Annotated in this window: 15 protein-coding genes; 10 read left to right on the top strand and 5 right to left on the bottom strand. The window is 53.5% G+C overall.

Annotated elements, in window-relative coordinates; translation table 11 throughout:
* Positions 1 to 129: 129 nt before the first annotated feature.
* Positions 130 to 540 (top strand): phosphate-starvation-inducible protein PsiE, encoded by a 411-nt coding sequence (gene psiE, locus IMQ48_RS01680; RefSeq protein WP_096758732.1) that lies wholly within the window; start codon positions 130 to 132, stop codon positions 538 to 540.
* A gap of 43 nt (positions 541 to 583) precedes the next feature.
* On the opposite strand, the gene xylE is transcribed toward psiE, so the two are convergent.
* The 4 genes from xylE to malE form a co-directional block, all read right to left on the bottom strand.
* Complete coding sequence (gene xylE / locus IMQ48_RS01675) at positions 584 to 2059, bottom strand: D-xylose transporter XylE (RefSeq protein ID WP_196207642.1); 1476 nt, start codon at positions 2057 to 2059, stop codon at positions 584 to 586.
* Between the two features lie 323 nt (positions 2060 to 2382).
* The gene (gene malG / locus IMQ48_RS01670) at positions 2383 to 3273 is read right to left on the bottom strand and encodes a maltose ABC transporter permease MalG (protein WP_043018069.1); all 891 of its coding nucleotides are present in this window, start codon (positions 3271 to 3273) and stop codon (positions 2383 to 2385) included.
* 156 nt (positions 3274 to 3429) lie between these two features.
* Positions 3430 to 4974: a maltose ABC transporter permease MalF gene (malF, locus tag IMQ48_RS01665; protein WP_196207641.1), complete on the bottom strand. Its 1545-nt coding sequence runs from the start codon at positions 4972 to 4974 to the stop codon at positions 3430 to 3432.
* A 186-nt stretch (positions 4975 to 5160) separates the two neighbouring features.
* Positions 5161 to 6351 carry a maltose/maltodextrin ABC transporter substrate-binding protein MalE gene (malE, locus tag IMQ48_RS01660; RefSeq protein ID WP_196207640.1) on the bottom strand — a complete coding sequence of 397 codons (1191 nt, stop codon included), beginning with the start codon at positions 6349 to 6351 and terminating at the stop codon, positions 5161 to 5163.
* Between the two features lie 371 nt (positions 6352 to 6722).
* Between malE and malK the strand changes: the two genes are divergently transcribed.
* The 5 genes from malK to ubiA all read left to right on the top strand — a co-directional run bounded on the left by malK (position 6723) and on the right by ubiA (position 11893).
* Positions 6723 to 7832 carry a maltose/maltodextrin ABC transporter ATP-binding protein MalK gene (malK, locus tag IMQ48_RS01655; RefSeq protein WP_096758726.1) on the top strand — a complete coding sequence of 370 codons (1110 nt, stop codon included), beginning with the start codon at positions 6723 to 6725 and terminating at the stop codon, positions 7830 to 7832.
* 77 nt (positions 7833 to 7909) lie between these two features.
* A complete protein-coding gene (locus IMQ48_RS01650; RefSeq protein WP_196207639.1) occupies positions 7910 to 9265 on the top strand; it encodes a maltoporin in 1356 nt (451 codons plus the stop codon).
* A gap of 113 nt (positions 9266 to 9378) precedes the next feature.
* Positions 9379 to 10329, top strand: coding sequence for a maltose operon protein MalM (gene malM, locus IMQ48_RS01645; RefSeq protein WP_196207638.1), 951 nt, complete (start codon positions 9379 to 9381; stop codon positions 10327 to 10329).
* 180 nt (positions 10330 to 10509) lie between these two features.
* A complete protein-coding gene (gene ubiC / locus IMQ48_RS01640; protein WP_196207637.1) occupies positions 10510 to 11007 on the top strand; it encodes a chorismate lyase in 498 nt (165 codons plus the stop codon).
* 13 nt (positions 11008 to 11020) lie between these two features.
* Positions 11021 to 11893: a 4-hydroxybenzoate octaprenyltransferase gene (gene ubiA / locus IMQ48_RS01635; RefSeq protein WP_196207636.1), complete on the top strand. Its 873-nt coding sequence runs from the start codon at positions 11021 to 11023 to the stop codon at positions 11891 to 11893.
* Between the two features lie 52 nt (positions 11894 to 11945).
* Here ubiA and plsB read toward each other — a convergent pair whose 3' ends face one another.
* A complete protein-coding gene (gene plsB, locus IMQ48_RS01630; protein ID WP_196207635.1) occupies positions 11946 to 14366 on the bottom strand; it encodes a glycerol-3-phosphate 1-O-acyltransferase PlsB in 2421 nt (806 codons plus the stop codon).
* 170 nt (positions 14367 to 14536) lie between these two features.
* On the opposite strand from plsB, the gene IMQ48_RS01625 reads away from it, so the two are divergent.
* From IMQ48_RS01625 to IMQ48_RS01610, 4 genes are all read left to right on the top strand, one after another.
* Positions 14537 to 14905 carry a diacylglycerol kinase gene (locus tag IMQ48_RS01625; RefSeq protein WP_045438520.1) on the top strand — a complete coding sequence of 123 codons (369 nt, stop codon included), beginning with the start codon at positions 14537 to 14539 and terminating at the stop codon, positions 14903 to 14905.
* A gap of 109 nt (positions 14906 to 15014) precedes the next feature.
* Positions 15015 to 15623: a transcriptional repressor LexA gene (gene lexA, locus IMQ48_RS01620; protein ID WP_096758720.1), complete on the top strand. Its 609-nt coding sequence runs from the start codon at positions 15015 to 15017 to the stop codon at positions 15621 to 15623.
* Positions 15624 to 15753: 130 nt separating this feature from the next.
* The gene (dinF, locus tag IMQ48_RS01615; protein WP_196207634.1) at positions 15754 to 17073 is read left to right on the top strand and encodes an MATE family efflux transporter DinF; all 1320 of its coding nucleotides are present in this window, start codon (positions 15754 to 15756) and stop codon (positions 17071 to 17073) included.
* A gap of 136 nt (positions 17074 to 17209) precedes the next feature.
* Positions 17210 to 17419: a CsbD family protein gene (locus tag IMQ48_RS01610; protein WP_096758718.1), complete on the top strand. Its 210-nt coding sequence runs from the start codon at positions 17210 to 17212 to the stop codon at positions 17417 to 17419.
* Positions 17420 to 17447 lie beyond the last annotated feature (28 nt).

Below are 17447 nucleotides of genomic sequence, written 5' to 3'. Positions count from 1 at the left end.
TTCAAGATGTTAGAGGCGGGATCATTGTTGCACTATTATTGAACGGCACAAAACATAAACAAAAAATGTAGATCTCCGTCACATTTTTGCGTTATACAGGAACTTCGCCATTGAGCAAGAGGGGCTGCTATGACGCCGATATCTCGTCCGCGCGTGGAGTTTATCTCCACGATGTTACAGACTGTGTTGAACCTTGGGCTGCTGAGTCTGGGACTGATCCTGGTGGTATTCCTCGGCAAAGAGACGCTGCATCTGGCGGATGTGCTGTTCGCGCCGGAACAAACCAGCAAATATGAGCTGGTGGAAGGGTTGGTGGTTTACTTTCTCTACTTTGAATTTATTGCGCTGATTGTGAAGTACTTTCAGTCAGGTTTTCACTTTCCGCTGCGCTACTTTGTTTATATCGGGATCACGGCGATTGTGCGGTTGATCATCGTCGATCATAAAGCCCCCATGGACGTGCTGATCTATTCCGCAGCGATCCTGCTGCTGGTGATCACGCTGTGGCTGTGTAATTCCAAACGGCTGAAGCGTGAGTAAACAACAACGCGCCGCATGGGCTGCGGCGTGTTGTTCTCGTTGATTACTGCGCAGACGCAGGTTTCGCTTTCTCTGCTGTGGGTTCCCACAGCTCTTCAAGTTCTTCCAGCGTTTTGCCTTTGGTTTCCGGTACGAATTTCCACATAAACAGCGCCGCCAGAATGCCCATACAACCGTAAATCCAGTAGGAGAAACCGTTGTGGAAATGGGCAACCAGCCACGAATTTTTGTCCATCATCGGGAAGGTCCAGGAGACGAAGTAGTTTGCCAGCCACTGGGCGGCCACCGCAATGGCGAGCGCTTTGCCACGGATCGCGTTGGGGAAAATCTCTGCCAGCAGTACCCAGCACACCGGGCCCCAGGACATGGCGAATGCGGCAACGTAAAACAGCATCGACAGCAGCGCCACCAGACCAGAAGCCTGGGTATAAAACGCGGTACCGAGGCTGAACATGCCGATGGCCATACCCAGCGCGCCAATAATTTGCAGCGGTTTGCGGCCAAATTTATCGACCGTCATGATCGCCAACACGGTGAAGCTCAGGTTGATTACGCCCACGATGATGGTCTGCAACAGCGCGACGTCGGTGCTGGCGCCCAGGGTTTTAAAAACTTCCGGCGCGTAGTACAGCACGACATTGATGCCGACGAACTGCTGGAAGATTGACAACATAACGCCGATGACGATGACCGCTGTGCCAAACATCAGCAGACGCCCGCCTGTTTTGCGACCGTGCTCCAGCGACTGATTGATCTCCTGCATCGCCTGGGTAGCAAGATTGCTGCCCATAATCTTGCGCAGAATACCTTCCGCCTGCTCGTGTCTGCCGCGTGCCATCAGCCAGCGTGGGCTTTCCGGTACGGTATATAAAAGTATTAAAAACAGCAGGGCGGGAATACTTTCAGAGGCAAACATATAACGCCAGCCGTCGGTATTTAACCAGCTGGCATCGCCGGATCGGGCAATAAAATAGTTCACGCAGTACACCAGCAGTTGCCCGAAAATAATCGCGAACTGGTTAAAGGAAACCAGTTTTCCACGAATATGCGCCGGGGCCAGTTCTGCAATATACATTGGTGAGAGCATGGAGGCTAAACCGACGCCGATACCACCAATAATGCGATAAATAACAAATTCAGGGACATATCCGGCTAAATAGACGGGGACGGCGTTATCGGGGTTAATAGGGGTAAAACCTAATTCCGGCCATGCGGAACCGATACCGGAAATAAAGAACAGGATCGCGGCGATTTTTAGTGAATCGCGACGACCAAAGCGGTTACTGCAATAGCCGCCCAACGCACCGCCGATGATACAGCCAATCAGCGCACTGGCGACGCAGAAGCCCAACAGGGAGTTGGCAGCAGATTCATTTAAGTGTTGTGGAACGACAAAAACCGTATTTAAGGATTCGACCGTGCCTGAGATGACGGCGGTGTCATAACCGAATAACAGTCCTCCTAATGTGGCAACTAATGTAATCGAAAAAATATAACTGGAATTATATTGGGTGTTCATTCAGACCTGCCTTAGAAGATACAGCTCTTTTTATCAGTGTTGTGATGGTGGATTTAACAGGCAGGTATGACAATTATCATTTTTTACATTGCAATTATGTTTTGTCTTTTCTGTGATCTTCACTCTGTTTAATTAATGTCTGCTCAGGCGAGAAATAAAATTGCAGTGATGGCGAGCACGAAAGAAAATAATCGTAACCGCAATGCAAAATTACATAAAAAAAGGGCGCTCCGTAGAGCGCCGAAAAACAGTCACAGGTTGGGATAACATAAGTTGAGGGTTGCAGTGGCATGCCCGTTGCCGGGCGGGTACATCGATGAAACTTAGCCTTTCACACCGCCTGCCGTCAGGCCGTTAACCAGCCAGCGCTGGGCCAGCAGGAACACCAGGGTGATCGGGATAGCAGAAAGCACGGCTGCAGCGGCAAAGTCGCCCCACAAATAGTTCTGTGGATTGAGATACTGCTGCATACCGACTGCCAGGGTATAGCTGTTCACATCACGCAATAGCAGTGAGGCGACCGGGACTTCGGTAATCGCGGCGATGAACGACAGAATGAACACCACCGCCAGAATCGGCACCGACAACGGCAACAGCACCAGGCGGAATGCCTGCCACGGCGTTGCGCCATCCAGCGCGGCCGCTTCTTCCAGCGAACCGTCGATGGTTTCGAAATAACCCTTGATCGTCCAGACGTGCAGCGCAATGCCGCCGAGGTAGGCGAAAATCACGCCACCGTGGGTGTTCAGCCCGATAAACGGAATGTACTGGCCCAGACGGTCAAACAAGGCATATAACGCCACCAGAGACAGCACCGCCGGGAACATCTGGAAAATCAGCATGCCTTTCAGCAACGTGGCTTTACCCGGGAAGCGCATGCGGGCGAAGGCGTAAGCACAGGTGGTGGAGAGGGTCACGATACCGATCGCGGTAATGGTGGCCACTTTCACCGAGTTCCACAGCCACAGCAGTACCGGGAACGGTGGCGGCGTCACGCGGCCATCCGCGTGTTCCACGCTAAAGCCCAGCGCCAGTTTCCAGTGCTCCCAGGAGATATTTTCCGGGATCAGGCTGCCGGTGGCGAAGTTACCTTCACGCAGCGAGATGGCAATGACCATCAGCAGCGGGAACATAATCGCCGCAATGAAAATCAGCAGACCTAAGTGCGTTGCGAATAAACGTAACTTCTGAGATTTGGGTTGAACCATAGCCATAATATTTTTACTCCCCTTGATACCGCTCCAGGCTATTTTGCTTGCCATTTTGAACTCGGGCAGTGCTCAGAATCCTCACGTACTACGTGTACGCTCCGGTTCTTCCGCGCTGGCCGAGCTCAAACTGCCCGCGCCAATGACGCCTGGTTATTCCAATTAATCAAACTTCATACGTGTGGCTTTCAGGTTCACAATGGCCAGCGCACCAACCAGCAGGAAGATCAGGGTGGCTATCGCCGCCGCCAGACCAAAGTCCTGACCGCCGCCACCTTCAAAGGCGATACGGTAGGTGTAGCTGACGAGCAGGTCGGTATAACCGGCTGGCGTGGTGGTGCCGAGTCGGTCCGGGCCACCGTTGGTCAACAGCTGAATCAGCACGAAGTTGTTAAAGTTAAAGGCGAAGCTGGCGATCATCAGCGGCGTTAGCGGCTTGATCAGCAACGGCAGCGTAATCTTAAAGAAGTTCTGGAATGGGCCAGCGCCATCCATCGCCGAGGCTTCATACAGATCGTCAGGAATCGCCTTCAGCAGCCCCATGCACAGGATCATCATGTACGGATAGCCCAGCCAGGTGTTGACGATGATAATCATCGAACGCGCGGTGGTTGGGTCGCTGAACCAGGCCGGCTTGATACCGAACAGCGCGCTCAACATCATGTTGATTTCACCGAAGCTCTGGTTAAATAACCCCTTGAAAATCAGAATCGAGATAAACGACGGCACGGCGTAAGGCAGAATCAGCAGCACGCGATAAATCGCTTTGCCTTTCAGCGATTCCCATTGCACCAGACAGGCCAGAATCATACCGACGGCAACGGTCAGAATGACGGTGAGCACCGAGAAGACGACGGTCCAGATAAAGATCGCGAAGAACGGTTTCTGAATGCCTTCATCGGTAAAGACGCGAGTGAAGTTATCCCAGCCGATGGCGACGGTATAGCCCGGGCTGAGTTTCTCCGTACCCCAGTTACCGTCTAGCGCGAGTGACTGATAGTAACCAATATCGTTATTGGCACGGTATTTTACGCCGCTCTGATTGTTGGTGAGCGTGCCGTCATCAGCAAGCGTGTACAGCGGCTGCGTACCGGAGAACTGGCGCAGCGAGCTCATAATCACCTTGCTGTCATCCGGCAGCACGGCGGTCAGTTGGGTCAGCGCCTGGCGGTTTTGCGTGATGATACGCAGCGTGGCGCGTTCACCTGCTGGCAGCGCTTCGGCTTCTTTCAGTTGTAGTTTCTGCTCGCCGCCAAATTTAAAGGCGTCGGAGACATAATTTTTACCTGTTTCACCGTCGGTGAGGGCCAGTTGCCACTCCGAACCCGCCGGATACAGACCAAAGTTGTAGGTTTTACCCGCCTGATAAGAACGGTCCATCAGGACTTCCTGGGCGCGTTCAAAGGTCAGCTGGTTGGTACTGCTGTAGTTGGTAAAGGCAATCGCAATGGTGCAAATGAGTGGGAACAGAACAAATAGCCCCATACCAGCCACGCCAGGATAGACATAGCGCCAGGCATAGGCTTTACGGTTGGCGAAAATATACAGGCCAGCAGAGCTTAAAATAAGCGTCATGATGGCAAACAGGTACTCCCCCTGAGCGTACATCAAAACAACAAGGTAGCCCACCAGTAGACCCAGCAGACCCATCACTGACCATTTCAGCGTGTCGCTTTGCCACCAGTATTTCTTTTTAATGACATCCATGGGGATCTTCCTCTTTACACTTTATCCTTCACGCTACCTCTTTGTTGGCTGCGAATGCGCACCCCAGTCACTGACTTTTGTCAGCTCCTGGGGATTTGCATCCTTGCCGCCTCGATGTAGCGCGAATGATTTCGTGTAACAACGTATTCAATAAACCTGATTCCCTAAGAAATAAGGGAAACCGTATTACTTGGTGATACGACCTTGTGCATCTTTCAGCGCAGCATCAACGGTTTGACGACCGCTAGCGGCGTTGATCACTGCGGTACGAACGGCATACCAGAATGCAGACATCTGCGGGATGTTCGGCATGATTTCGCCTTTCTCGGCGTTACCCATGGTGGCCGCGATACGTGGATCTTTCGCTAACTCTTCCTGGAAGGATTTCAGCGCGACGGCACCCAGCGGTTTGTCCTTGTTCACTTCATCCAGACCCTGATCGGTCAGCAGGTAGTTTTCGAGGAACTCTTTCGCCAGTTCTTTGTTCGGGCTGGCGGCGTTAATACCGGCGCTCAGTACGCCGACAAACGGTTTAGACGCTTTGCCTTTGAAGGTTGGCAGCAGCGTTACGCCGTAGTTCACCTTGCTCTTATCGATGTTCGACCATGCCCACGGACCGTTAATAGTCATCGCAGTATCGCCTTTGTTAAAGGCTGCTTCGGCGATGGAATAGTCGGTATCCGCGTTCATGTGTTTGTTCTTAATCAGATCGACCAGGAAGGTCAGACCCGCTTTCGCGCCAGCGCTGTCCACGCCCACGTCTTTGACGTCGTATTTGCCGTTTTCAAACTTGAACGCGTATCCGCCGTCGGCAGCAATCAGCGGCCAGGTGAAGTACGGTTCTTGCAGGTTGAACATCAGGGCAGATTTGCCTTTCGCCTTCAGCTCTTTATCCAGCGCCGGAATTTCTTCCCAAGTTTTCGGTGGATTTGGCACGAGGTCTTTGTTGTAAATCAGCGACAGTGCTTCAACGGCGATCGGGTAGGCGATCAGCTTACCGTTGTAACGTACGGCATCCCAGGTGAATGGGAACAGTTTGTCCTGGAACGCTTTGTCTGGCGTAACTTCAGCCAACAGACCAGATTGCGCATAGCCGCCAAAACGGTCATGCGCCCAGAAGATGATGTCCGGGCCGTCACCGGTCGCGGCAACCTGCGGGAATTTTTCTTCCAGCTTATCTGGATGTTCAATGGTGACTTTGATGCCGGTGTCTTTCTCGAATTTTTTACCCACTTCAGCGAGGCCGTTATAGCCTTTGTCGCCGTTGATCCAGATAACCAGTTTGCCCTCTTCAATCTTGGCGAGAGCCGAGGCGGAAAACATCATCGTCGTCAATGCAGACAATGCGAGGATGCGTGCGCCAGTTTTGATTTTCATATTCCCCATCCTTTTTGGTGATGTGCGCTTGGATACACAGAGGTGGCTTAACGGTATCTAGTTTCTTTATACGACAACCTCTTTCCATCCTCCTTACCCCTACGCCCCACCCATTCTTTATGTGATCTGTGTTACAGAAATGTGAGTAATGCGTGCTGGAGCACATAAAAACCCACTGATTTTTGCGGACAACATCACGAAATTCCTTGGCGGCGTACGGCCCGGGTCTCAGACGCGACTCTCTCATCCTCCCGCCTCCTCCCCCATAAAAAAGCTGGGGGGTGGAGGATTCACGCTCCTAATGGATAACGCATAGTCAGCCCATGATGAATGTTGCTGTCGATGACAGGTTGTAACGAAGGGAGAAGGGCATGGCGAGCGTACAGCTGCGAAATGTAACGAAAGCCTGGGGTGACGTGGTGGTATCGAAGGATATCAATCTCGACATCCATGAAGGAGAGTTCGTGGTATTTGTCGGACCGTCAGGCTGCGGTAAGTCGACCTTGCTGCGTATGATCGCCGGGTTAGAAACCATCACCAGCGGCGACCTGTTTATCGGGGACACCCGAATGAACGACATCCCGCCCGCCGAACGCGGCGTGGGCATGGTTTTCCAGTCCTACGCGCTGTATCCCCATTTATCCGTCGCCGAGAACATGTCCTTCGGCCTCAAACTGGCCGGTGCAAAAAAAGACGTCATGAACCAGCGTGTGAATCAGGTTGCTGAAGTCCTGCAACTGGCACACCTGCTCGAACGTAAGCCAAAAGCGCTCTCTGGCGGTCAGCGCCAGCGTGTGGCGATTGGCCGTACGCTGGTGGCCGAACCGCGCGTGTTCCTGCTCGATGAACCACTTTCTAACCTTGATGCGGCACTGCGTGTGCAGATGCGCATTGAAATCTCCCGCCTGCATAAACGTCTGGGTCGCACGATGATTTACGTCACCCACGATCAGGTCGAGGCGATGACGCTGGCCGACAAAATCGTGGTGCTGGATGCAGGCCGCGTCGCGCAGGTCGGCAAGCCGCTGGAGCTGTATCACTACCCGGCGGACCGCTTTGTGGCGGGCTTTATTGGTTCACCGAAGATGAACTTCCTGCCGGTAAAAGTCACCGCAACCGCAATCGATCAGGTGCAGGTTGAATTACCTAACCGCCAGCAAATCTGGCTCCCGGTAGAAAGCCGTGCTGTGCAGGTTGGCGCCAACATGTCCTTAGGTATTCGCCCGGAACATCTGCTGCCCAGCGATATCGCTGACGTCACTCTCGAAGGTGAAGTTCAGGTGGTCGAGCAGTTGGGTCACGAAACGCAAATTCATATCCAGATCCCCGCCATCCGTCAAAACCTGGTGTACCGCCAGAATGACGTGGTGTTGGTAGAAGAGGGTGCCACATTCGCTATCGGCCTGCCGCCAGAGCGTTGCCATCTGTTCCGTGAAGATGGCACTGCATGTCGTCGGTTGCATCAAGAGCCGGGCGTTTAAGGTGTCCCATTAAAAAAAACGCAAATCCGTCAAGGTGAAGCGTTCAAAGAAAAGCAATGATCTCAGGAGATAGAACGATGATTACTCTGCGCAAACTCCCTCTGGCGGTTGCTGTAGCAGCAGGCATTATGTCTGTTCAGGCAATGGCTGTGGATTTTCATGGTTATGCTCGTTCCGGTATCGGCTGGACGGGTAGTGGCGGCGAACAACAGTGTTTCCAGGCAACCGGTGCACAAAGTAAATACCGTCTTGGTAACGAATGTGAAACCTATGCGGAAATTAAACTGGGCCAGGAAGTGTGGAAAGAGGGCGATAAGAGCTTCTACTTCGATACCAACGTCGCCTACTCCGTCGCACAGCAGAATGACTGGGAAGGAACTGACCCGGCATTCCGTGAAGCAAACGTGCAGGGTAAAAACCTGATTGAATGGCTGCCAGGTTCCACCATCTGGGCCGGTAAGCGCTTCTATCAGCGTCATGACGTCCACATGATCGACTTCTACTACTGGGATATTTCAGGTCCTGGTGCCGGTATTGAAAATATCGATCTGGGCTTCGGTAAACTGGCGCTGGCAGCGACCCGTTCTCAGGAAGCGGGCGGCTCTTACGCGTTCAGCAGCCAGAATATTTATGACCGTACCAAAGACACCGCCAACGACGTGTTTGACGTGCGTTTAGCGCAAATGGCGATTAACCCGGACGGTATGCTGGAACTGGGTGTGGACTACGGTCGTGCTAACACCACCGATGACTACAGCCTGGCAGACGGTGCATCAAAAGATGGCTGGATGTTCACCGCCGAACATACTCAGAGCATGCTGAAAGGCTATAACAAGTTTGTTGTTCAGTACGCGACAGACTCTATGACCACGCAGGGCAAAGGCCTGAACCAGGGCTCTTACGGTTCTTCTACTGGAACAATTACCAATCCAGACGGCTCTACTTCAAATGTCGCCAATAACTTCACTAATAACAACGGTAGCCTGTTCCGCGTGCTGGACCACGGTGCTATCTCGCTGGGCGACAAATGGGACCTGATGTATGTCGGTATGTACCAAAACCTCGACATGGATAACGACCTGGGTACCGAATGGTACACCGTAGGTATCCGTCCGATGTACAAATGGACGCCGATCATGAGCACCCTGATGGAAGTCGGCTACGACAACGTCAAATCGCAGCAGACTGGCGATCGCAACAGCCAGTACAAAATTACCCTGGCGCAACAATGGCAGGCGGGCGACAGCATCTGGTCTCGTCCGGCAATCCGTGTCTTCGCAACTTATGCCAAATGGGATGAAGAATGGGGCTACGTCAAAAATGGTAACGACGTAACCAAATTTGCGGCAGCAACCAACTCTGGTCTCAGCACCACCAGCCGTGGCGACAGCGACGAGTGGTCCTTTGGTGCCCAGATGGAAATCTGGTGGTAATCCGGCATTAATCTGACGTAAAGACCGAAAGAGGGGCGCAAGCCCCTCTTACTGAAGGTTTAGCGCGCTATTGCCTGGCCACCGCTGAACCCATGCTATCTGAGGTGATAACAATGAAAATGAAGAAAAGTCTCGTTGCCCTTTGTTTATCTGCAGGGTTATTTGCCAGTGCGCCTGGCATCAGCCTGGCCGATGTGAATTTTGTGCCGCAGAACACCACCGGCGCACCCACGATCCCCACTTCCGCACTGCAACAATTAGCCTGGACGCCTGTTGATCAATCCAAGGTACAGTCCACACAGCTTGCGACCGCCGGTCAGCGTCTGGATGTGGCGGGAATTAGCGGTCCGGTTGCCGCCTATAGCGTACCGGCCAATATTGGTGAGCTGACCCTGACGCTCTCCAGTGAAGTGAACAAACAAACCAGCGTCTTTGCGCCAAACGTACTGATTCTTGATCAGAACATGACGCCATCTGCCTTCTTCCCCAGCAGCTATTTCACCTACCAGGAGCCCGGCGTGATGAGCGCGGATCGTCTGGAAGGGGTGATGCGCCTGACGCCAGCGCTTGGCCAGCAGAAGCTCTATGTTCTGGTCTTCACCACCGAGAAAGACCTCCAGCAGACCACGACTCTGCTTGACCCGGCAAAAGCCTATGCCAAGGGCGTGGGTAACGCCGTACCGGATATTCCAGATCCGATCGCCCGTCATACCACCGATGGCCTGCTGAAACTGAAAGTTAAAACCAGCTCATCCTCCAGCGTGCTGGTCGGGCCGCTGTTTGGCTCTTCAGGTCCGGGACCGGTGACGGTGGGCAACACTGCCGCACCGGCAGCGGCCTATGCGGCTCCGGCTGCGGTGGCAGCTGCCCCGGTCGCAACGCCTGCGCCGCAGAAAAGCGAGCCGATGCTGAACGACACGGAAAGCTATTTTAACCAGGCGATTAAGGATGCTGTGGCGAAAGGCGATGTCGATAAAGCGCTGAAGCTGCTTGATGAAGCTGAACGTCTGGGATCCAAATCTGCCCGTTCCACCTTTATCAGCAGTGTAAAAGGCAAGGGGTAACCGTCTCCCCACATTGCTGATTTTGCAACAACTGGTGCGTCTCCTGGCGCACCTTTTTTTATCCTTCCATGCTACTTGTTACACTTATGTTGCTCTGCCGATCACTTAATCATGTTTGCTCACCCCGTAATGTCTTTTCTGCGATACAATGCCTGAACGTGATAAATCGGAGAGTAAGGCATGCCACACCCTGCGTTAACGCAACTGCGTGCGCTGCGTTATTTTGATGCGATCCCGACGCTGGACCCCCAACTGCTTGACTGGTTGTTACTGGAAGACTCCATGACCCAACGTTTTGAGCAGCAGGGAAAGCAGGTCAGCGTAACGTTGATACGAGAAGGATTTGTTGGGCAAAATGAGGTGGCTGAAGAACTGACGCTGCTGCCAACAGAATCCCGCTATTGGTTACGTGAAATCCTGCTCTGTGCGGATGGTGAGCCCTGGCTTGCCGGGCGTACCGTGGTGCCGGAATCCACATTGTGTGGCCCTGAACTGGCCTTGCAGAATCTGGGGAAAACCCCGCTCGGGCGCTACCTGTTTACGTCATCGACATTGACCCGAGATTTTATTGAGATTGGCCGCGATGCAGGGCTGTGGGGGCGTCGTTCCCGACTGCGGCTAAGCGGTAAGCCGCTGATGCTTACCGAGCTTTTTTTACCTGCATCGCCGTTGTACTGAGAGGAAGATAAAGATGGAGTGGAGTCTGACGCAGAATAAGCTGCTGGCGTTTCACCGCTTGATGCGTACGGATAAGCCAATCGGTGCCTTACTGCTGCTCTGGCCAACGCTATGGGCGCTGTGGGTGGCGACCCCAGGGGTACCGCAGTTATGGATCCTGGCGGTGTTTGTCGCAGGCGTCTGGTTAATGCGCGCCGCCGGATGCGTGGTGAATGATTATGCTGACCGCAAATTTGACGGGCACGTCAAACGCACCGCGAATCGACCGCTGCCAAGCGGCGCGGTGACGGAGAAAGAAGCCCGCACGTTGTTTGTTGTGCTGGTGCTGCTCGCTTTCCTGCTGGTTCTGACGCTCAACACGATGACTATTTTGTTGTCGATTGCCGCATTGGCGTTGGCGTGGGTATATCCCTTCATGAAGCGCTATACGCACCTGCCGCAGGTGGTGCTCGGCGCGGCGTTTGGCTGGTCTATCCCGATGGCGTTTGCCGCTGTGAGCGAGTCGGTGCCGCTGAGCTGCTGGTTGATGTTTCTGGCCAATATTCTTTGGGCGGTGGCCTATGACACCCAATATGCGATGGTCGACCGGGATGATGACCTGAAGATTGGCATTAAATCGACCGCTATCCTGTTTGGTCAGAATGATAAGTTGATTATTGGTCTTCTGCAGGTTGGCGTACTGGTGCTGATGGCGCTGGTGGGCTGGCTGAACGAACTAGCGCTGGGCTATTACTGGTCTTTGCTGGTGGCGGGGGCGCTGTTTGTGTATCAGCAGAAGCTGATCGTTAACCGCGAGCGAGATGCCTGCTTTAAAGCGTTTATGAATAACAACTACGTGGGCCTGGTGCTGTTCTTAGGCCTGGCGATGAGTTACTGGCATCTTTGAGTTTGGTCTGCGATAAAATAAAAACCGGTCATGTCGACCGGTTTTTTTATGCTTACTCGCCCTGTGTGGCGCTCTCGATGGTCAGACGAACATCCGACGTCACCAGTTCGGCCAGCATCTGGTAAATCTTCATCGTCTCTTCCGGCTCAGCATCACCGGTGTCGCTGATGTAGCCTTCGTCACGTAGGGTCAGTACCAGGGAACTGAACACCGCTTTATCGAAGAATTCCGGCGCATTGATGCCGTGCAATACGGAAAGACGCTGAGCGACGGTGCGGCTCTCTTTCTCCAGCGTACCGCGGTTGATAGACGGGTTCGCGCTCAGCAGCCAGAAGGTGATGGCGTAGCGCTGCAGAGTCTCGCGCGCACCTGCTGCCAGCAGTTGTAACGTACGGGAGCGTGCCGGGTTGATTTGCAGCTCGTCGTTTTGCAACGTAATCAGACCCTGACGCTGCATTTCTCCAGCCAGTTCGTCGATCACCCCAGCAAGCTCATCGCGCTCCCAGCGCAGGAACAGCTCGGCTTTCAGCATCGGATACAGCGCGTCAATATGCTGTTGCAATGCGGCACGTGAAATCCGGCGATGCTGGGTGACAATCGCTGCCATCAGTGACGGCAGCACCAGCATATGCGCAATATTGTTGCGATAGTAAGTCATCAATACCGCCTGCTCGCGCGGCAGAATGATGATGTCACCGATGGTATCTTTCTCGACCTCAAACTTGTTCATCTGCAAGGCGTGATCGATAAGTTCACTGGCACTTTGCGCAGGAACTGTCGCATCTGAAGCATACGGTACGTTGCGCAGCAGGCTGAGATAGCAATCAAGCTGCTCTGTTAACTGCTCGCGGGTCAGAGAACGCTGACGAGAGGCCAGCAGCGCGGTACAGCACAGGTTCATGGCGTTGGCCGCACCGGCGTTGTTAATGCGCACCATCAGATCGGCGGCAATGTTATTCACCGTCGGCGTCAGCCAGGCAGGGCGAATCGACTCGATAGGATCGATAGACTCACGCCACTCCGGTACGTGCTGGTTCAGGTAGGTCATCAATGGCATCGGTTCGCCAAAGTTTACGTAGCCCTGACCTAGATTACGCAGCTTGCTTAAGCCACGCAGCATCTGCGGCAGGCTCTCTTTCTCTTTCGTCGCGCCACGCAACTCTTTCGCGTAGGTGCCGACTTCCATCACGTGCTCATAGCCAATGTAAATCGGCACCAGGGTGATCGGACGCGTGCCACCGCGCAGCATCGCCTGGATGGTCATCGACAGCGTGCCGGTTTTCGGATCCAGCAAACGACCGGTACGTGAGCGCCCACCTTCGACAAAGTACTCAACCGAATAACCACGGCTGAACAACTCGCCGAGGTATTCGCGGAAGACGGTGGAATAGAGCTTATTGCCCTTGAAGGTACGGCGAATAAAGAACGCACCCAGGCGGCGGAAAATCGGGCCAGCCGGCCAGAAGTTCAGGTTGATCCCGGCCGCAATGTGCGGTGGAACCAGCCCCTGGTGATACAAAACGTACGACAGCAGCATGTAGTCCATATGGCTGCGGTGGCAAGGGACATAGACAATTTCATGCCCGTCGTGCGCCAGTTGGCGTACACGTTCTGCATTGTGAACGTTAATCCCCTGATACAGTCGGTTCCAGGTGAATCCCAGAATACGGTCCGTCAGGCGGATCATCTCGTAGGAGAAGTTGGCAGCGATCTCTTCCATCAGCGCAATAGCGTTTTGCTGCGCTTTTTCGTGGGAGATCTTTTTACTGCGGGCTTCATCTTCCACCGCACGGGCGATCGCTTTTGAGGCCAACAGCTTATTGAACAGATCCTGGCGGGCAGGGAGGCGCGGACCGACGGCGGCTAAACGCTGGCGGGCAAAGTGCATACGCGCCACGCGAGCTAGTTTCTGCGCGATGGTTTTGTCCGTACCGTGTTCGTCTGCCATGCGGCGCAGAGAGACCGACGGTGAGAAGCGGACAAAACTGTCGCGACCGAGCCAGGAAACGGCGAAGAATTTCTGTACGCCGTTCAGCATGCGCAGCGGTGGGTTGACCTCGCCTTTTTCACGCCCAGGCGAGCGGCCAAACATCACCGAAACTGGCACCATCTGCACATCCAGCTCAGGATTGCTGCGATGCAAATCGAGATAGTTATGGAACAGCTTAATGGACTCTTCTTTTGGCGTGTAATAGGTGAACACACGTGGACCGCCGTGAATAAACACGTAGCGCGGCAGTAAAGTCCCGTCTATCTCCAATGGTTCCAGGGGATCGGGGAGATCGTGCACCAGACATTGGGCACGCAGCGTCAGCAAGTCTGCTTTTGAGTTGTACGGTAGGACGTACATAATGGGACGAGACGTATCGAGTCCCAACTCCGGGGCAGGTTCTGCCGGAATAGACTTGCTTTTTACCAGGACGCTTAATGGTAAATTCAGTAATTTGTAGTAAATTCGTGGCCAGCCGGACATAAACGATGTAAAGCCTCTGGTTAATAATGCAAATGCGCTGCAAGGATATCAGAAAGTTTAGTGAATTTCTGGTGTATCCCGTCATACTTCGCGCTGCTTTGCCACACCCTGTAACAGACGGGGTAACGTTATAATGACATTGACGCTAATAATGTAAAAAGGTTCTTTTGATGGCCAATAATACCACTGGATTCACTCGAATTATCAAAGCTGCAGGCTACTCCTGGAAAGGTTTTCGCGCTGCATGGATAAATGAAGCGGCATTTCGTCAGGAAAGCGTTGCCGTACTGCTGGGCGTCGCCATCGCCTGCTGGCTAGATGTTGACGCCATTACCCGCGTGCTGTTGATTGGCTCGGTGATGCTGGTGATGATCGTTGAAATCTTAAATAGCGCTATTGAAGCGGTGGTCGACCGTATTGGATCGGAGTATCACGAACTTTCCGGTCGGGCAAAGGATATGGGGTCTGCAGCCGTTCTGCTGTCTATTTTTGTCGCCCTGATCACCTGGGGCATCCTGTTGTGGTCGCATTTTCGATAAGGATTCCACAACTTCATAAATCTCCTGTTTTTTGTGCAGTTTGCGGTTCCAAAATCACCTTTAGCTGTATATACTCACAGCATAACTGTATATACACCCAGGGGGCGGAATGAAAGCGTTAACGGCCAGGCAGCAAGAGGTGTTTGATCTCATTCGGGATCACATCAGCCAGACAGGTATGCCACCGACGCGTGCGGAGATCGCGCAGCGTTTGGGGTTCCGTTCCCCAAACGCGGCTGAAGAACACCTTAAAGCGCTGGCGCGTAAAGGGGTGCTCGAAATCGTCTCTGGCGCATCGCGTGGTATTCGTCTGCTGCACGAAGAAGAAGTAGGATTACCGCTTGTAGGCCGCGTTGCTGCAGGTGAACCGCTTCTGGCACAACAGCACATCGAAGGTCACTATCAGGTTGATCCTTCTCTGTTCAAACCTAATGCCGATTTCCTGCTGCGCGTCAGCGGTATGTCGATGAAAGATATCGGTATTATGGATGGCGATCTGCTGGCTGTGCATAAAACACAGGACGTGCGCAACGGCCAGGTGGTTGTTGCCCGTATCGATGATGAAGTGACGGTTAAACGGCTGAAAAAACAGGGTAATAAAGTCGAACTCCTACCAGAAAACAGCGAATTTAAACCGATCGTTGTCGACCTGCGTGAGCAGAATTTCACCATTGAAGGACTGGCCGTCGGCGTTATCCGTAACGGCGAATGGCTGTAATGGTCTGTTGATTTCCTGTTGGCCGGATAAGATGTTTACGTCGTCATCCGGCAACGTGCCCGGTTGCGTTACGCATACCGGGCCTACACAACTTTTTCAGTACGTCTAACGTCTTCTCAGGCTCTCCTGTATGCCTTTCTTTACCTCCTCTGATAAAGCGCTCTGGCACCTTGCCCTGCCAATGATTTTCTCCAATATCACCGTTCCCCTGCTGGGACTGGTAGATACGGCTGTGATTGGTCATCTGGATAGCCCGGTCTATCTGGGTGGTGTCGCCGTGGGGGCGACGGCGACCAGTTTTCTCTTCATGCTACTGCTCTTTTTACGCATGAGTACCACCGGCCTGACGGCTCAGGCATTTGGCGCAAAAAATCCGCAGGCGCTGGCTCGTGCGCTGGTGCAACCGCTGATTCTGGCCTTGGGGGCTGGGGCGGTAATCGCGCTATTTCGCACGCCGATTATCGATCTGGCGCTACACATCGTGGGGGGGAGCGAAGCGGTGCTGGAACAGGCTCGGCGCTTCCTTGAAATCCGTTGGCTCAGCGCGCCTGCCTCACTGGCGAATCTGGTGCTGCTCGGCTGGCTACTGGGCGTTCAGTACGCGCGGGCGCCGGTGATCCTGCTGATTGTCGGCAATATCCTCAACATTGTGCTCGATATATGGCTGGTGATGGGGCTGCATATGAACGTGCAGGGCGCCGCGCTGGCGACGGTGATTGCCGAATATGCCACGTTGTTAATTGGCCTGCTAATGGTGCGCAAGGTTCTCCACCTGCGAGGTGTTTCTCTGGATATGCTGAAACGGTCATGGCGTGGAAACTTCCGCCGTTTGATGGCGCTTAACCGTGACATCATGCTGCGCTCGCTGTTGCTGCAGCTCTGTTTTGGCGCTATCACGGTGCTGGGTGCTCGTCTGGGAGGCGATATTATTGCGGTTAATGCCGTTCTGATGACCCTGCTAACCTTTACCGCCTACGCGCTGGATGGATTTGCCTATGCCGTGGAAGCGCATTCGGGCCAGGCCTATGGGGCGCGAGATGGTAGCCAGTTACTGGACGTCTGGCGGGCGGCCTGTCGGCAGTCCGGTATTGTGGCTATTTTGTTTTCGCTGGTTTATGCCCTGTTCGGCGAACACATTATTGCGTCGTTGACCTCACTGCCGCAGATTCAGCACCTGGCCGATCGTTACCTGATCTGGCAGGTGGTGTTACCGCTGGTGGGTGTCTGGTGTTACCTGTTGGACGGCATGTTTATTGGCGCAACGCGTGCTGCGGAAATGCGTAATAGCATGGCGATTGCCGCTGTGGGATTCGCATTAACCTTATCCACGTTACCGCTGCTGGGAAACCACGGCTTGTGGCTGGCACTCGCCGTTTTTCTGTCGCTGCGCGGGCTTTCGCTGGCCTTTATCTGGCGGCGTCACTGGCGAAATGGTACCTGGTTTACCTGACCTGGATGGTTAAAAATTCCGAATAATAAAAAAATATCAGAATCACTGACTACACTTATTCTCACGTCCAGCAAAAACATAGCATGCCTGGGCGCAGCACTCTCGCTATTCACAACCTAACGATGAGGATTTGATGATGAATAAAGACGAAGTCGGTGGTAACTGGAAGCAGTTGAAAGGTAAAGTGAAAGAGCAATGGGGCAAACTGACCGATGATGATATGACGGTCATTGAAGGTAAGCGTGACCAACTGGTGGGTAAAGTCCAGGAACGTTACGGTTATGCGAAAGATCAGGCGGAGAAAGAAGTGAAGGATTGGGAAACCCGCAACGACTACCGTTGGTAATTATCCCCTCCCGCCTGAATGTACAAGG

This window comes from Citrobacter sp. Res13-Sevr-PEB04-36, from assembly GCF_015672735.1.
Lineage (GTDB): Bacteria > Pseudomonadota > Gammaproteobacteria > Enterobacterales > Enterobacteriaceae > Citrobacter.
The sequence above is the reverse complement of the archived record's forward strand: the minus strand, read 5'-3'. Positions and strand labels throughout refer to the sequence as shown.

Excerpts from the sequence above, each read along its gene's own strand:
- psiE (WP_096758732.1), top strand. The coding sequence starts at position 130 with ATGACGCCGATATCTCGTCCGCGCGTGGAGTTTATCTCCACGATGTTA.
- xylE (WP_196207642.1), bottom strand. The coding sequence starts at position 2,059 with ATGAACACCCAATATAATTCCAGTTATATTTTTTCGATTACATTAGTT.
- malG (WP_043018069.1), bottom strand. The coding sequence starts at position 3,273 with ATGGCTATGGTTCAACCCAAATCTCAGAAGTTACGTTTATTCGCAACG.
- malF (WP_196207641.1), bottom strand. The coding sequence starts at position 4,974 with ATGGATGTCATTAAAAAGAAATACTGGTGGCAAAGCGACACGCTGAAA.
- malE (WP_196207640.1), bottom strand. The coding sequence starts at position 6,351 with ATGAAAATCAAAACTGGCGCACGCATCCTCGCATTGTCTGCATTGACG.
- malK (WP_096758726.1), top strand. The coding sequence starts at position 6,723 with ATGGCGAGCGTACAGCTGCGAAATGTAACGAAAGCCTGGGGTGACGTG.
- IMQ48_RS01650 (WP_196207639.1), top strand. The coding sequence starts at position 7,910 with ATGATTACTCTGCGCAAACTCCCTCTGGCGGTTGCTGTAGCAGCAGGC.
- malM (WP_196207638.1), top strand. The coding sequence starts at position 9,379 with ATGAAAATGAAGAAAAGTCTCGTTGCCCTTTGTTTATCTGCAGGGTTA.
- ubiC (WP_196207637.1), top strand. The coding sequence starts at position 10,510 with ATGCCACACCCTGCGTTAACGCAACTGCGTGCGCTGCGTTATTTTGAT.
- ubiA (WP_196207636.1), top strand. The coding sequence starts at position 11,021 with ATGGAGTGGAGTCTGACGCAGAATAAGCTGCTGGCGTTTCACCGCTTG.
- plsB (WP_196207635.1), bottom strand. The coding sequence starts at position 14,366 with ATGTCCGGCTGGCCACGAATTTACTACAAATTACTGAATTTACCATTA.
- IMQ48_RS01625 (WP_045438520.1), top strand. The coding sequence starts at position 14,537 with ATGGCCAATAATACCACTGGATTCACTCGAATTATCAAAGCTGCAGGC.
- lexA (WP_096758720.1), top strand. The coding sequence starts at position 15,015 with ATGAAAGCGTTAACGGCCAGGCAGCAAGAGGTGTTTGATCTCATTCGG.
- dinF (WP_196207634.1), top strand. The coding sequence starts at position 15,754 with ATGCCTTTCTTTACCTCCTCTGATAAAGCGCTCTGGCACCTTGCCCTG.
- IMQ48_RS01610 (WP_096758718.1), top strand. The coding sequence starts at position 17,210 with ATGAATAAAGACGAAGTCGGTGGTAACTGGAAGCAGTTGAAAGGTAAA.